The following is a 15,124-nucleotide window of genomic DNA, read 5'->3' as shown; positions in this document are numbered from 1 at the left end:
CCAGTGGAATCCCGTTTTGTCAACATGACCTAAGTTCTGGAAGTATGACGTTGCCCTTTGCTTAACCGGGCGCGGCGAAAAGGAAATTGTCCCGTTCGCTATCCCGACCGACTACACGGTTGAACATCTGGCTTTGGATACGAAAGAAGCCGCCTGATCCCATGAGACGGATCACCGCGCTAGCCGTAAAGACAATGTAGGACTGGCGCGGCCCGGTGGTAGCTTCCCATGAAACGCGCTGCGATTAGACGGTGAGTGCGCGACCTTATTCCGGTCAAACCCCGTCATGGTGCGGCGACTAACCTTTCGGTCGCGCGGCACCAAAGAGCCTTACTTAGTGGTGATGATTGGAAGGGCGGGGAGCGATCCTCGCCCTTTCTGCTGGGCGGGTGAGTCCGGGGAACGGGTGCCGCGCACCGTGTGGAACACACATATGGTTGTAACACATGCGATCCGCGTTGCGCTGCTAACTATCTGAATTTTAACAGGAAAATTCAATGGCTGGGGCGGTAGGATTCGAACCTACGGTACACGGTACCAAAAACCGTTGCCTTACCACTTGGCCACGCCCCAACTCTGTGGAGGCGTATCTAGCCAAGCTGGCAGGGGGGTGCAAGAGGCATTTCCGAATTTTCTTGTGGACGAAAGTTCAGGCCGGTAAGCGCCCGCCATGGAACAGTTCGATACCGTCATTCTGGGTGCCGGCGCGGCAGGGCTTTTCTGCGCCGGCTCGATTCTCGTCGAGGCGCCGGGCGGCGCGGGACGCATCGCCGTGCTGGATCACGCCAGGGCACCGGGCGAAAAGATCCGCATCTCGGGCGGTGGGCGCTGCAATTTCACCAACCTGGCGAGTGCGCCCGACCGCTTTCTGTCGCGCAATCCGCGCTTCTGCGCCTCGGCGCTGGCGGGGTTCACAGCGCGGGATTTCGTCGATCTGGTGGACCGGGCAGGCATCGCCTGGCACGAGAAGACGCTGGGGCAGCTTTTCTGCGACGGCAGCGCGCGGCAGATCGTCGACTTGCTGCTGCATCGCATGCGCGGCTGCGAGTTGCGGCTGGAGACGAGGGTCGATGCGGTCGATCCCGAACCGGGAGGCTTCGTGCTGCGCGGGCCGCAGGGCGCGCTCAGGACGCGGCGGCTGGTGGTGGCCAGCGGCGGCAAGTCGATCCCGAAGATGGGGGCGACCGGTATCGGCTACGACATCGCCACGCGCTTCGGGCTTGACCTGGTCGAGCCTCGGGCCGGGTTGGTTCCGCTGACCTTTGCCGCGCAGGATCTGGACCTGTGCCGGCCGCTGGCAGGTCTGTCGCTGACCGCCGAGGTCGTGCATGGCAGCGGGCGCGGCCGGACGCGGTTTCGCGACGGGTTGCTCTTTACCCATCGCGGGCTGTCGGGACCGGCCATCCTGCAGGTCTCGAGCTTCTGGCGGCCGGGCGAGCCGATCATCGTCGATCTGGCGCCCGAGCTTGATCTGTCGGCGGCGTTGCGCGAGCTGCGCGGGCAGGGCGGTCGGGTCGCCCTTGGCACGGCTCTGTCGCGCTGGCTGCCGACGCGGCTGGCCGAGGCGGTCTGCGCCGAGCTTGGCCTGGCCGGCGCGCGGCTGGCCGACCAGGGCAATGCGGCGCTGGATCGCCTCGCAAACCGGGTCAATCGCTGGCAGCTGCGCCCCGTCGGCTCGGAAGGCTGGCGCACGGCCGAGGTCACGGTGGGTGGCGTCGACACGCGCGGGCTCGATTCGCGCAGCATGCAGGCCAAGGCCGTGCCCGGGCTCTATTTCATCGGCGAGGTCGTGGACGTCACCGGCTGGCTTGGCGGCTACAACTTCCAATGGGCCTGGGCCTCGGCCCATGCCGCGGCCAAGGCCATCGCGGCCGGCTGATCAGCCCATCACCGGATCGGATTTCGCCAGCGCGTCGAACCGCATCAGCGAGGCGACCAGGTCCGGCATGCGGTCCAGCTGGATCATGTTCGGCCCGTCCGAGGGCGCGTTGTCGGGATCCTGATGCGTCTCGATGAAGACGCCGGCGACGCCCAGCGAAACCGCGGCCCGCGCCATCACCGGCGCGAATTCGCGCTGCCCGCCCGAGGAGCCGCCCTGGCCGCCGGGCTGCTGCACGGAATGCGTGGCGTCCATGATCACCGGCCAGCCGGTGCGGGCCATGATCGGCAGGCTGCGCATGTCTGCGACCAGGGTGTTGTAGCCGAAGCTGACGCCGCGCTCGGTCAGCATGATGCGCCGGTTGCCGGTCGAGGCGACCTTGTCGGCGACGTTCGGCATGTCCCAGGGCGCCAGGAACTGGCCCTTCTTGATATTGACCACCGCGCCGGTCTCGCCCGCCGCCAGCAGCAGGTCGGTCTGGCGCGACAGGAAGGCCGGGATCTGGATCACGTCGACCACGGCGCCGGCCATGCGGGCCTGCGTGATGTCATGGACGTCGGTCAGCACCGGGCAACCGATGCGGGCGCGCACCTCTTCCAGCATGCGCAAGCCCTCTTCGATGCCGATGCCGCGCCGGCCCTTCAGCGAGGTGCGGTTGGCCTTGTCGTAGCTGGCCTTGAAAACATAGCCCGCGCCGGCCCGGCGGCAGGCCTCGGCCATGGTCTCGGCGATCATCAGGGCGTGGTCCAGCGTTTCCAGCTGGCAGGGGCCGGCAATCACCGCCAGCGGCAGGTCGTTGCCGAAGGTCACGTTGCCGATCTGGACATGGTTCATGAGGACACCTGTTCGCGCAGGATCGAGGCCGTCAGCGAGAGCATCAGGTAGATGCCCGAGAAGATCAGGAAGGCGACGATCGTGTTCTGGAAAGCCTTGGGATAGGTCGCCTCGTCCGGGGGGACGGGTGCGACCGAGAGCGAAAGATAGCGGACCTGCTTGTTGGCCTCGATCCGCGCATTCTCCATCTGCGCGGCGGCGGCGGCCAGCAGCTCCTGCCGGGTCATCAGGTCGGATTCGGCGATGCGGATCTCGCCCGAGATCGAGGCCAGCGAGCCGCGCGCATTGCTGTCCTCGGTCAGCTGGCCGCGGGTGTCGGCCAGCATCTGCTCAAGCCGGCCGATATCGCCCTGGACGCCGGCGACGCGGCTCTGGTTCGGGCGGGCGTTGGATTGCAGCTGGCCCAGTTCCAGCTTCTTCTCGGCCAGCTGGCGCTCGAGCTCGGCGATATGGCCCATGATGACCGAACCCTCGGCCACCGGGTCGAGCACGCCCAGCTTCTGCTGCAACTCCTGCACCCGCCGCTGGGCTTGCAGCACCTTTTCCTCGGCGTCCTGATAGCTTTCGACCGAGCCCTTCATCTGGTCCTCGCGCAGGCGCGCGGTCATCTGGTCGACCTGGCCCTCGGCATATTTGATCAGGGCCAGCGAGAATTCCTGGCTGAGCTTCGGATCCGGCGCGATCACCTCCATGTTGACCACGCCCTCGGTCGGGTCATAGCCGATCTTCACCGAATTCTGGTACAGCTTGTAGGCCTGTTCGTTGGTCGCATCGGACGCCAGGCGCAGCACCGGGTCGATGGCGGGGTTCTGGAACGCCTGCTTGAAGCCCAGGTCCTTGTCGAGCCGCAGCATGGCGTCGCGCGAGGTCAGGTAGCTTTGCACCGATACCGAGTCGGTGTTGGTCGCCAGCTGCGTGCCGCTGAACAGCCCGCCCAGGCTGCCCGAGCTGGATTTCTCGGCCTGCTGGATCTGGAACTGCGAGATGGTGGCGTAAAGCGGCGTCGCGACGGTGAAGTAATACCAGGCCGCGATCACGGTCGGCAGGCCCACCAGCGCGATCAGCCGTGCCGCCAGCATCATCAGCTTGCGGCGCCGGCGGCGGGCGATGTCCTGCTGGATGCGGATGATCTCGGCGGCGCGGCGATCCTCGGTCAGCGCCTCGCGCGAGGGCAGGTTGGTCTGGCCGGGCGGCAGCGGCACGATCTCGCTGCCGCGGCCGCGGCGTGCGGGGCTGTTCTTGCGGGTCGGCACCGGCATGGTGTTCGGCGCAGCCTCGGCCTGGGCCCGCGCGCCCTCCTCGGACAGGATCTTGCCGACGGCGGCGCGGTGGAACGGGTCGATGCCGCGATCGCGCAGCATCACCACCGCCTCATGGTCCGATTCGACGTCGATCTCGTGCATGGCGGCGATGCGGCGGGCCATGCGCAGCTGGCGGTCGGTCAGATTCTCGGCCCGGACGGCGGCGATGCGCTCGGCCATCGGGGTTGGCGCCGATGCGGCCGGCGCCCGCGGCGCGGCGCCGGGAAAGCGCATGTCGCCGAAGCCGTCGTCGCCGGCCGCCGCCGCGAACAGCTCCTCCGGCGCGGTCTGCGGGCGCTGCGCCGGGTCGCGTTTCTGCACCGAGATCTGCACCTTGCGCGCCGTCTCGACCGCATTCGAGCCGCGACTGACCGCCAGGACCGATTCCTCGCGGGTGATGCGATAGGCGCGGGCCTTAGGCGGTGTAGTCATAATATTGCTTGGCCTCTTCGAGGGTTTCGAACTGATAAAGCTTGCCGTTGCGCAGCACCGCGGCGGAGCTGCAGAATTTCTCGATGGTCTGCGCCTGGTGCGAGACCACCACCACCGTCGCCGATTTCAGCCGGTCATACAGGACGGAGCCGGCCTTGCGGTTGAACTCCGCATCGGTGGTGGTCGGCATGCCCTCGTCGATCAGGTAGACGTCGAATTCCAGCGCCAGCATCAGCGAGAAGGTGAAGCGCGAGCGCATGCCGGCGCTGTAGGTGCCGACGGGCATGTCGAAATATTCGTCGATGTCGGTCAGCCAGCGGCAGAACGCCTCGACATAATCCGGGTCGAGCCCATAGATGCGGGCGATGAAGCGGGCGTTTTCGTTCGCGCTCATGGTGCCGGTGATGCCGCCCATGAAGCCCAGCGGGAACGAGACCCGGCAATCGGTGCGGATCGTGCCCTCGTCGGGCTTTTCCAGCCCGCACATCATGTTGATGATCGTGGTCTTGCCGGTGCCGTTCGGCGCCAGGATGCCCATCGAGCGCCCCAACTCGATGCGGAACGAGGCCCGTTCGAGGATCACCTTGCGCTGCGTCCCGGTCCAGAACGACTTGGAGACATCGTCGAATTCGATCATCAGCCCGTCCCGAGCCGCGCTTTTGCTGCGGCCGCCATGTTGAACCCGCCGCACGTGCTGCCCGGCGGATTTCGCGGACATTATGCGCAGGGGCCTGCGCTGTCCACCTTGGCCGATCAATGCTTGAAATATCGTGAAGGCCCAACTCTTTTTTATCGGGCATTGCGCGCATATCTGCCGGGGATGACCCGCTCCTCCCAGCTTGTGCATGAGATCTCGGCCTGCCGGCTTTGCGCGCCGCGCTTCGCCGCGACCACGACCCGCCACGCGCCGCGGCCGGTGGTCTGGTTCCGGCCCGGCGCGCGCATCCTGATCGTGGGCCAGGCGCCCGGCCTGCGCGTGCATGAAGCGGGGCGGCCCTTTGCCGACCGCTCGGGCGACCGGCTGCGCGACTGGATGGCGGTTTCGGCCGAGGAATTCTACGACCGGCGCCGCGTCGCCATCGTGCCGATGGCCTTCTGCTTTCCGGGCTATGACGCCAAGGGCTCGGACCTGCCGCCGCCGCCGCTTTGCGCGCTGACCTGGCGCGACAGGGTCATGGCGCGGCTGCGGCCCCGGCTGACGCTGCTGGTCGGTGGCCATGCGCAGCGCTGGCACCTGGGCGCGAAGGGCGGCGTCACCGCCACGGTGGCGGGCTGGCGCGATCATGCGCCGCACATCTTTCCCTTGCCTCATCCGTCCTGGCGCAATACCGCCTGGCTGCGGCGCAATCCCTGGTTTCAGGCCGAGCTTCTGCCCGAGCTGCGCGCCGCCGTCGCCGATTTGCTGAGAGAGCCCGATGACCCCGCTGGATGAGCTTTGCCAGATCCCCTTTCACGAGGCCGACGCTCCGGCCCGCGCCCTGATCCTGTCGCGCCTGGCCGATAGCGCGCTTTTCGCCGCGCTGGTGGCGGAACCCGTCGCCGACGCGGCCGAGCTGCGCATGTTCGACCTGCCCGAGGGTCGCTTCGCGCTGGCCTGCGACAACGAGGAGCGGCTGGCGGGCTTCATCGGCGGGCCGGTCGCCTATGTCGGCCTGCCGGGCCGGGTGCTGGCGCAGGCGCTGGCATCCGAAGGGCAGGGGCTGCTGGTCAACCCCGGCCATGCCTCGCAGCTGATGCTGGATGCGCCGATGCTGGCCTGGCTGGTCGAGGCGCTTGAGGCTCGCCCCAGCATGGCATCCGAGTCGGCGGCGCGGCGGCTTGGCGCGCCTCTGCCCGAGGTGGCGGCGGCCTTGGCCGGGCCGCTGGCGCAGCGGCTGGCGGACATGCGCGGGGTGGTGGAAAGCCTGGCGCTGGTGCTGGCCGAATGGCCGGATGGGCGCCTCAGCCATCTGCTGATGCCTCAAGGCGTCGCGGCCGAACACCAGCCAGCCGTCGCCAAGGCGCTGGCCGAGTTGCTGGCCTTCCTGCCCGAACTGCCGGGGGGCGTCGACATCGGCTTCGCGGCGGGCGCGCCGCCCGCAGGCGCCCTGATCCTGGCGCCGCCGCCGCCGGAACCTGCGCCCGAGCCGGTGCGCCGCGATCCCAAGGCGCCGCCGCGGCTGCGCTAGGCGCAAACGAAAACCCGCCCCAAGGGGCGGGTCTTTGCGTGATCATCGGATTGTGATCTTTCGCGAGTCAGGCGCCCCAATGGCGGACCGGGCCGCAGTCCATATGGACGAAGTTCGAGCGCGAATATTTGCCGACGCCCCCCGCCTGGCAGGCGGCAGCGGCCTTGTACATCTGTCCGACCGAGCGCGATTTCAGGCGCAGGTCGGCAGCCTTGCCCACCATGTGCAGCGAGTTCCTGGCCACGCCCGAGGACCGCGAACGCAGCATGGCGTTGGTCTTGGGCGAGCGATAGCCCGACAGCATCATGTAGGGTTCGTTGGTTTGCAGCAGCCGGTGCGAGGCTGCGGCGATGTCGACGGTGCGCGGGTCGATCCCGATCACCTGGCCCGTGCGCCAGTCGCGCATGAACACGTTGATTTCATTCAGGGCGTCGCGGATATATTTGCCATCGACCCAATAGACGGTGTCGATGCTTTCCCCGGTGCGCCCGGAATACATGCGGATGCGGCGGATGTCGCCGGCGCCCCGCAGCAGCCCGAAGGCATTGGCCATAACCGGCGCGGCTGCCACAGTCGTCGCTGCGAAGGCACCAAGAATGCCCCGTCGCGAGATGGTTTCAAACGTCATGTCAGATCGCCTGTCCTGCTTCGTTTGTGTCGCCGCCCATGGTGGAGCGACCCGTCCCGGTTTAGCCGGAACTGATTAAGAATATGTCACCGCCGCGCGAGCGGAGGGAAGCATTTGATTCCGGGCGCGGCGAAGTTCCGCCATTCTCGGCGGGTTTCCGCCGATCGCGCAACCGATTCGGAACCCGGCAGCAGAATTTTGCGGGGGCGTGCTCGGGCCGCATCACCGGTGCAAGAAAAGTCTGCCGGCGCTGGACCGCAAATCCCGCCGATGCGAAGATTTCCGCCACCGGGAAAGGAAATGTAAAAGGTGTCTACCGCAAGATTGATTCGCGCCATGGTTGTTGTCGGGCTGCTGGCCGTCGTGCCGCGCCCGATGCTGGCGCAGGCGCTGGAAGCGGCGCCGGTAGCCACCCTTCCGGCCCCACGGCTGGCCTTTTCCGAACAGGAAATGCAGCTGGCGCGGCAGGTTGCGCGCTTTCCGGCGCTGGCGGATTTCTATGGCACCAACGGGCTGAAGCCGATCTTTCTGGGGCAGGGGGGCGCCGCCCGGCGCGCGGCGCTGATCGACGCGGTGGGGCAGGCGGAATCGCATGGCCTGCCTGCCGCGCGCTATCGCCAGGCGGCCCTGCGCCGGCTGGACGGCTTCGATCCGGATTCCATCGACGAGGAACTGGAATTCGCCCGGGTCTTCGCCGATTGGAGCCACGACATCACCGGCGGCATCCTGGATCCGCGCAAGGTCGAATCCGGCATCCGGCGCGAGGTGACGCGGCCGCGCACCGGCAACCTGCTGCGAGCCTATGCCGGCGCGACCGACCCGGCCTCGGTGCTGGCGGGGCTGCCCTCGCAGGATGCCCGCTATCAGGCGCTGCGCGATGCCTTGGCGAAACAGGCGCGCTTCGTCGTGCCGCAGGGCATGCCGGCGGTGCCCGAAGGACTGTGGCGCGAAGGCACCAGCGATCCGGCCGTCGCCGCGCTGCGGCTGCGGCTGGCCGCCATCGGCTTTGCCGCCGCGCCGACCGCGAGCCCGGTGACCTTCGATGCGCCCCTGGCCCAGGCGGTCGCCGGTTTCCAGCAGGCGGTGGGCCTGCCGGCTGACGGCGTCGCCGGGCCGCGCACCGTCGCCCGGCTGAACCGTGGCACCGGCCCCGAGGCCGACGCCATCCTGGTGGCGCTGGAGCGGATGCGCTGGATGAACGGCCACGACCTGAACGCGCGCCATGTCTGGGTAAACCTGCCCGAGTTCAACGCCCGCATCTATGACGGCGGCCAGGAAATCTTCGAGACCCGCGTGGTCATCGGCAAGGCCAACCAGGAATTCGAAACCCCCGAGTTCAGCGAGACGATGAAATACCTGGTGGTGAATCCGCGCTGGAACGTGCCGCGCTCGATCACCGTCAAGGAATACCTACCTCGGCTGCAGGCCAATCGCAACGCGGTCAGCCACCTGGACGTGGTCGATGGCGCCGGCAACGTGATCGCGCGCGACCGCATCGACTTCCGCAAGTATTCGGCCAAGACCTTCCCTTACCGGATGCGCCAGAAGCCCAGCGACGACAATGCCCTGGGGCAGGTGAAGTTCATGTTCCCGAACCCCTGGAACATCTACCTGCACGACACCCCGACCAAACACCTGTTCAACCAGTCGAGCCGGGCCTATTCGCATGGCTGCATCCGCATCGGCCGGCCGGTCGACCTGGCGCATGAGCTCTTGCGGCCGCAGGTCGCGGACCCCGATGCGGTGTTCTCCAAGGCGCTGGCCTCGGGGCGCGAGACCTATCTGAACCTGCGCCCGCCGGTGCCGGTGCATCTGGTCTATTTCACCGCCTTCCCGGACGAGACCGGGCAGATCCGGCGTTTCCCCGACATCTATGGCCGCGACGCGCTGGTTCACGCCGCGCTGGTCAAGGCCGGGCTGGATTCTGCCGCTGCGGGTGAATAGATACTGCCCCAACGACAGGGGAGCCCGCATGACCGTCACCATCGCCGACCTGGCCCGAGCCCTTGACGCCCGCCTGTGGGGCGACGGCAGTCTGACCGTTACTGGTGCAGCCGAGGCTGGGCAGGCGGGCCCCGGCCAGATCGCCCTGGCGACCACGCCCGCCTATGCCGAGAAACTGGCGCCGGGCGGCATGGCGCTGCTCGCCGACGGCAGCGACCCCGAGGCTCTGGGGTTGAAGGCCGCGATCCTGGTCGCACGGCCGCGCCTGGCCATGGCGGGGCTGACGCGCGCCTTCGATCCCGGCCCGGGCATCGCCCCGGGCATCCATCCAACCACCGTGATCGACCCCAGCGCCGAGATCGCCGAGGGCGCCGCCATCGGTCCCTTCGTGGTGATCGGCGCGCGGGTGCGCATCGGGGCAGGGGCGCGCATCGCCGCCCATGTTTCGATCGGGCCGGATACGGTGATCGGGGTGGATGCGCTGCTCCATCCCGGCGTGCGCATCGCCCATGGCGTCAGCATCGGCGACCGGGTGATCCTGAACCCCGGCGTCTCGATCGGCGGCGACGGCTTCTCTTTCGTCACCCCCGAGAAATCCGGCGTCGAGGAGATCCGCCACACCCTGGGCGAGCGCGCCGAGATCCGCCAGCAGCACTGGACCCGCATCCATTCGCTGGGCGGGGTCGAGATCGGCGACGATGTCGAGGTCGGCGCCAATTCGACCATCGACCGCGGCACCATCCGCGCCACCCGCATCGGTCGGGGCACCAAGATCGACAACCTCGTGCAGATCGGCCACAATTGCGTCGTGGGCGAGGACAGCCTGCTTTGCGGCCTGGTCGGGGTCGCCGGCTCGGCCCGGATCGGCAACCGGGTGGTGCTGGGCGGGCAGGTCGGCGTCTCGGACAATATCTTCGTCGGCGACGACGTGATCGCCGGTGGCGCCACCAAGATCTTCACCAACGCGCCCGCCGGCCGCGTGCTGCTGGGCAGCCCGGCGGTCAAGATGGAAACCCATGTCGAGGCGCAGAAGAACATCCGCCGTCTGCCGCGGCTTTACGCGCAGGTGGCAGAGCTTCGTGAAACTGTTAAGAACTTGTTGGACAAGCGCCCCGACGCCGACAAGGCCTGAATGGAGACCGATATGACAGAAGTCCGCGACCGCATCATCCGCATCGTCGCCGAACAGGCGATGCTGGACCCTTCGGAGCTGAAGCTCGACATGTCGCCGCAGGACATCGGCATCGACAGCCTGGGCCTGGTCGAGTCGATCTTCGCCATCGAGGAAGCCTTCGACATCTCGGTGCCCTTCAACGCCAACGAGCCGGAAAAGTCCGAGTTCGACATCTCGACGCTGGGCGCCATCGTCTCGGCGGTGGAAAAGCTGGTCGCTGAAAAGGCATGAGCGCCAAGAAGCTGAAGGGCGAGAAGCCGCCAAAGGCCGAACGCAAGACCGCCAAGGTCAAGGGCAAGATGAAAAGCGCGACCAAGGCGGCGCGCACTCTGCTGGGCCGCGTCATCATGGGCCGTCACGCCAACGGGATGCGCCGGGTGGCGATCACCGGCATGGGCACGGTCAACGCGCTGGGGCGCGACGTGCCTGCGACCTTCGAGGCCATGCGCGAGGGGCGCTGCGGCATCGGTCCGCTGGAATTCCGCGATGTCGAGCGGCTGGCGATCCGCATCGGCGGCCAGGTTCGCGACTGGGAGGCGGAGACCTATTTCAACCGCCAGCAGATCGTCCTCTACGACAAGTTCACCCAATTCACCCTGCTCGCCGCGCGCGAGGCGGTCGAGCAATCCGGCCTGGTGTTCGAGGGCGAACTGGGCCTGCGCTCGGGCGTGGTTCTGGGCACCGCCGCCGGCGGCATGAACACCTGGGACGAGAATTACCGCACTGTCTATGAAGAGGGCAAGAACCGCGTCCACCCATTCGTCGTGCCCAAGCTGATGAACAACGCGGCCTGTTCGCATGTCTCGCTGGAATACGGGCTTCTGGGCCCCAGCTTCACCGTGGCGACGGCCTGCGCCAGTTCCAACCACGCCATGGGCATGGCTTTCAACATGGTGCGCTCGGGCGCGGCGACGGTGATGCTGACCGGCGGGTCCGAGGCGATGCTGTGCTTTGGCGGCGTCAAGGCCTGGGAAGGCCTGCGCGTCATGTCCAAGGACGCCTGCCGCCCATTCTCGGCCACCCGCAACGGTATGGTGCAGGGCGAAGGGGCAGGGGTCTTCGTCTTCGAGGACTGGGAGCACGCGGTGGCGCGCGGCGCCGACATCCTGGCCGAGGTGGTGGGTTTTTCCATGTCGGCGGATGCGCAGGACATCGTCATGCCCTCGGCCATCGGCGCCGAGCGCACCATCACCAATGCCATGCTGGACGCGCATATGCGCCCCGAGGAAGTGGGCTATATCAATGCCCATGGCACTGGCACGGCGGCGAATGACAAGACCGAATGCGCCGCGGTGGCCCATGCCTTCGGCCATCACGCCGACCGGCTGATGATCTCATCCACCAAGTCGATGCACGGCCACCTGATCGGCGGCACCGGCGCGGTCGAGCTCTTGGCCTGCATCATGGCGCTGCGCGACGGCGTGATCGCGCCGACCATCGGCTATGAGGAGCCGGACCCGGAATGCGCGCTGGACGTGGTGCCGAACACCGCGCGCGAGGCGCGGGTCGAGGCGGTGCTCTCGAACGCCTTCGCCTTTGGCGGCCTGAACGCGGTGATCGCGCTGCGCAAGGCGTAAGAAACGAGAAGCGCCGGTCTGCGGCGCCTTTCTTGCTGTAACGACGTACAAAGAATGCCGCTTCGACCGCGGCACTGCAGCCAGGAATTGGTTTGAAAACCACCCCACCGTTCGGCATTTTCCGTACTTAGCTTGACCATCAAAAATCGGCGGAAGCAGAAAATGCTGCCCGAGGGGGATATTTTCGATGAAGAATAGCTTGAGCGAAGGTTCGTCGATCATCAACGCTTCCTGAATGGAAACGGTGCCGCCGGTCGCCTTTGAGAAGTGTGTTGGGCATTTGTCCCCACTTCCTACGGCAGTAGGGACAGTTGGGGCGGCGGCTGAGTGAACCGGACCGAGATCGTCTGCCTGATGGCTGGTAGGCTCGGTTGCGACGGGGGAGTTAGGGGCCCTTTTTCGACTCGCTGCCTTCAGGCGGCAGACTTGCAGGAAGGCGAACGCGATCATGGTCACGATCGCATATCGGTGCAGGCTCCGCCATGATCGACCCTCGAAATGGTCAAGGCCAACTCTTCCTCGAGTTTCTGATGGGCTTGCTCACCGACCCAGCGGCTTGCCAAAAGCGTAGCGGCGATCCGTCGGCGACGCGGATACGCATGGCAGCGAACCGGGCGGGAGCTGCCTTTCGTGCCGCGCCGCCAACTCACAGTCTGCCACTTCGCATAAGCGCCGCAACTAGCGGGGAAGCAGCGCTTCAGATTTTCACAAACAGCTTCTTGCAATTGAAGATGAAACACTATGATAATCGGGATTGTGCGCAGACATTTAGGTCAAATGCGCCGGAAAGTTCCTTCTTAATCGTGAGGCCGTCGCCCGCTGGTTGTGCTGGCGCCCGGCCATCCGGCCCCGCCTCGCGCGCCCCGCGACGCTGGCGAGGCGCTGGGCCGGATCGGTGGCCGGGTGCGCTCTCGCCAGATGCGCAATGCGCCATAGCACCGCCGCCCCGCGGTTGCGCGGTCCCGCCCAGCGAACGGCCGGCCTCGACCCGGCGCGCGGTCCCGCGGCTTGCCCCGCCGCGCCCCAGCCGGGCGCTCGGCCGGCCGTGGTTGCGGGTGCCCGCAACAATGAAACCCCGCGCCCGCCCCCCTGCGCTGCGCTCCGGGGGGCAGGCGCGGGGTTGCGCCATCGTCGGGCGCCCGCGCGGCTGGCACCGCGCCGGCGCCGCGTCAACCCCCGCCGCCGGGCCGCTGGCGCGTCCCGGCGGCGCCCCTGCGGGGTTTCAGGTGTTGACCCGGCGCCGGCCCGATGCCGGACGCCGCGCCTCCCGCGCCCGCCGATGCCGCCGTATGCGTGGCGCCGGGGCGGGCCTGCCGCTGCGCGGCAACCCCGCCCCTTCGGCCCGCCGGCCCGGCGATCCCGCCGGCCCGGCTCGGGGCGCCGCGCTGCGCTCGGGCTTGCGCCCGGCTCCGCGCCCCGCCCCGGCCTCGGCGCCCGCGCCCGGCGGCGGCGGGCCGGGCCGGTTGCCCGGGGGCGGGCGGGATGGCCGCGCCCCGCCGCGCGGTCGCTGCCGGCGGGCCGCTGCGCGTCCCGCCGGTGGCGGCGCCGTGCCGCTGGCGCGGCCCGGCGCCGGGGCGCGCGACATGAAAAGGCCCCCGGCGGTCGCACCGGGGGAGAATCGGGCGGCGGGCGCCCAGCTTCGGGGCAGGGGGCCGGCGCCGGCTCACTTGCGGGCCTCTGCCGGCCCCCTGCGGATGCGTGGCGCGGACGGCGCGCAGCCTGTGGCACGCCCCATTTCACCGCGCTCTGGCCGGGATTTCCGCCCCCTCTGACGGAAAGCAGCCGAAACCCGGGGTCGAGCCCCGGGGCAGGGGGGGTCAATGCCGGCGGCGGTGCGCGCTTGGCAAGGTGTCCATCAGGTGATCGGACACCGCCCGGGCATAGGTCTGCGGCGCCATGGTCCGAAACTTGCTGGCGATCTGCTCCAGCCGCCAGGCCTTGGCGCGGTGCTCGGCGCAGGCGCGGCGCAGGGTTTCGATTTCGCGGGCCTGCGCGGCGCAGCGCAGGCGCAGGGTGGTGTGGCTTTCCATCGGGTCAGCGCCCGCGGGATAGAATTCGGGCTCCGACATGGCGGGCTCCTGTGCTGGGGTGGCGGGGGTCGCCGTCCGGGCCGATGCGGGGCCCGAACGGTTGCAGCTGGCGGGGGCGGGCGGGGTCGCCCGGCCCCATGAAGTGAGACCACAGAAAAGGCGCCATGCGCACAACCCCCGGTTGAAAAGTGAAGCCCGGGTTAACGGAAAGGTGGATGCGCGCCCCATGTCAAGCCCCGCACGCGGGGACGGTCACGGTCGCGGTCCCGTCGCACAGGTCGGACAGCAGAATACCCCCATGCTCGAGCCAGGTCATCGCATAGGCCGCGATTTCGACCGCCTCGCCCGGTGTCAGGCAGGTTCCCCAGCTCGATTGAAAACCGGCCAAGGACAAGGCCAGATGGCTCTCCGCCTCCGCCCAGGTAGGCAAGGCGAGCGTGACCCCGGCGCGCGAATGCCCAGCGCCGGGGGTTACTGTCGCCCCCGCGCATCCTCCGGCACCGGGTCGCTCGGCGTCTCGCTGTGCTTGTGCGCTGATGATGCCCAACACAAATTGTTGTTCAGCCGCCGCCTTTTCGCGGCTGTGTTTCGACCGTCCGCGATAACGACACCGTCTGCCTCCAGCATCGCCAGCGCCCGTTCCGCGCTCGACATGCTCTGGCGCGTCTCCGTCGCCAGGTCGCGCGCCGACAGGTGGCGCAGCTGAACGGGGTCCAGGTGCGACAGGCAGTAATAGAGCGCCCTGTGATAGCAGGCAGGACGGTCCATTTTCGCAAGGGCTTCCATCGCTTGCGGGAACATCGTGAGAAACCTCCTCGGATAACGACCCCGCCGCGCGGCTTCCAGCTGCACTGTTGCCCCCGTGGCGTCGGTCGTGTATAACACCAGCTGATGCTGATGTTCCGAAGTGTCCGCTTCGTCCATCCATCGTCTTTCCCTCATTCTTGCAGTTCGCACCGTCAGAATAGAGGGAAAGAGCCGAATTGCAATCCTGATAATCTGGATTATGTAACAACGAACTATCGGTTTCTTCTCAGGATTAAGAGTTTGCCCCCTTGCTTGCTGGGCTTCGCGGGCCAATCCGCATCATGCCGTAATCCGTCACCAGCCGGACTGCCGCGGGCGCCCGACGTGCCTTGGAAGGGGCGACGGCGCGT

The 15,124-nt window shown here is 67.8% G+C and carries 13 protein-coding genes, 1 tRNA gene and 1 pseudogene; 7 read left to right on the top strand and 8 right to left on the bottom strand.

Going from position 1 to position 15,124, the window contains the following annotated elements; all coding sequences use genetic code 11:
• Positions 1-498: 498 nt before the first annotated feature.
• Positions 499-573, bottom strand: a tRNA-Gln gene (locus E3D03_RS18775).
• Positions 574-670: 97 nt separating this feature from the next.
• Between E3D03_RS18775 and E3D03_RS18770 the strand changes: the two genes are divergently transcribed.
• Positions 671-1,879, top strand: a complete 1,209-nt coding sequence (locus E3D03_RS18770) for an NAD(P)/FAD-dependent oxidoreductase (protein ID WP_263568214.1) — start codon at positions 671-673, stop codon at positions 1,877-1,879.
• Here E3D03_RS18770 and kdsA read toward each other — a convergent pair whose 3' ends face one another.
• Genes kdsA through E3D03_RS18755 form a run of 3 tightly spaced genes read right to left on the bottom strand, consistent with a single transcriptional unit; the run spans position 1,880 to position 5,083 of the window.
• Positions 1,880-2,713: a 3-deoxy-8-phosphooctulonate synthase gene (gene kdsA, locus E3D03_RS18765; RefSeq protein WP_263568213.1), complete on the bottom strand. Its 834-nt coding sequence runs from the start codon at positions 2,711-2,713 to the stop codon at positions 1,880-1,882.
• Entirely contained in the window at positions 2,710-4,446 is a 1,737-nt protein-coding gene (locus E3D03_RS18760; protein WP_263568212.1) for a capsule biosynthesis protein, read from the bottom strand. The genes kdsA and E3D03_RS18760 overlap by 4 nt, the downstream gene beginning before the upstream one ends.
• Positions 4,430-5,083, bottom strand: a complete 654-nt coding sequence (locus E3D03_RS18755) for an ABC transporter ATP-binding protein (RefSeq protein WP_062560599.1) — start codon at positions 5,081-5,083, stop codon at positions 4,430-4,432. Before E3D03_RS18755 ends, E3D03_RS18760 begins: the two co-directional genes overlap by 17 nt.
• A gap of 183 nt (positions 5,084-5,266) precedes the next feature.
• Between E3D03_RS18755 and E3D03_RS18750 the strand changes: the two genes are divergently transcribed.
• Entirely contained in the window at positions 5,267-5,878 is a 612-nt protein-coding gene (locus E3D03_RS18750; RefSeq protein ID WP_263568211.1) for a uracil-DNA glycosylase family protein, read from the top strand.
• Positions 5,862-6,614 carry an SseB family protein gene (locus E3D03_RS18745; RefSeq protein ID WP_263568210.1) on the top strand — a complete coding sequence of 251 codons (753 nt, stop codon included), beginning with the start codon at positions 5,862-5,864 and terminating at the stop codon, positions 6,612-6,614. Before E3D03_RS18750 ends, E3D03_RS18745 begins: the two co-directional genes overlap by 17 nt.
• Positions 6,615-6,681: 67 nt before the next feature.
• Here the strand turns inward: E3D03_RS18745 and E3D03_RS18740 are convergent, their stop codons facing one another.
• The gene (locus tag E3D03_RS18740; protein ID WP_263568209.1) at positions 6,682-7,242 is read right to left on the bottom strand and encodes a YcbK family protein; all 561 of its coding nucleotides are present in this window, start codon (positions 7,240-7,242) and stop codon (positions 6,682-6,684) included.
• A gap of 336 nt (positions 7,243-7,578) precedes the next feature.
• Between E3D03_RS18740 and E3D03_RS18735 the strand changes: the two genes are divergently transcribed.
• The 4 genes from E3D03_RS18735 to E3D03_RS18720 all read left to right on the top strand — a co-directional run bounded on the left by E3D03_RS18735 (position 7,579) and on the right by E3D03_RS18720 (position 11,937).
• Positions 7,579-9,186 (top strand): murein L,D-transpeptidase, encoded by a 1,608-nt coding sequence (locus tag E3D03_RS18735; RefSeq protein ID WP_263568208.1) that lies wholly within the window; start codon positions 7,579-7,581, stop codon positions 9,184-9,186.
• Between the two features lie 28 nt (positions 9,187-9,214).
• Positions 9,215-10,318 (top strand): UDP-3-O-(3-hydroxymyristoyl)glucosamine N-acyltransferase, encoded by a 1,104-nt coding sequence (locus E3D03_RS18730; RefSeq protein WP_263568207.1) that lies wholly within the window; start codon positions 9,215-9,217, stop codon positions 10,316-10,318.
• A gap of 12 nt (positions 10,319-10,330) precedes the next feature.
• Positions 10,331-10,591 carry an acyl carrier protein gene (locus E3D03_RS18725; RefSeq protein ID WP_062562197.1) on the top strand — a complete coding sequence of 87 codons (261 nt, stop codon included), beginning with the start codon at positions 10,331-10,333 and terminating at the stop codon, positions 10,589-10,591.
• 137 nt (positions 10,592-10,728) lie between these two features.
• Complete coding sequence (locus E3D03_RS18720) at positions 10,729-11,937, top strand: beta-ketoacyl-[acyl-carrier-protein] synthase family protein (protein WP_062562196.1); 1,209 nt, start codon at positions 10,729-10,731, stop codon at positions 11,935-11,937.
• Between the two features lie 354 nt (positions 11,938-12,291).
• On the opposite strand, the pseudogene E3D03_RS18715 reads toward E3D03_RS18720, so the two are convergent.
• The 3 genes and pseudogenes from E3D03_RS18715 to E3D03_RS18705 all read right to left on the bottom strand — a co-directional run.
• Positions 12,292-12,608 (bottom strand): annotated as a pseudogene (locus E3D03_RS18715) (IS701 family transposase); the annotation flags it as partial.
• A 1,146-nt stretch (positions 12,609-13,754) separates the two neighbouring features.
• A complete protein-coding gene (locus E3D03_RS18710; protein ID WP_263568206.1) occupies positions 13,755-14,006 on the bottom strand; it encodes a hypothetical protein in 252 nt (83 codons plus the stop codon).
• A 432-nt stretch (positions 14,007-14,438) separates the two neighbouring features.
• Complete coding sequence (locus E3D03_RS18705) at positions 14,439-14,891, bottom strand: hypothetical protein (RefSeq protein WP_263568205.1); 453 nt, start codon at positions 14,889-14,891, stop codon at positions 14,439-14,441.
• Between the last annotated feature and the right edge of the window lie 233 nt (positions 14,892-15,124).

Source organism: Paracoccus sp. DMF (assembly GCF_004407025.1).
Classification (GTDB): domain Bacteria; phylum Pseudomonadota; class Alphaproteobacteria; order Rhodobacterales; family Rhodobacteraceae; genus Paracoccus; species Paracoccus aminovorans_B.
Note: the sequence above shows the minus strand (reverse complement) of the source record. Positions and strands in the feature narration are given on the sequence as shown.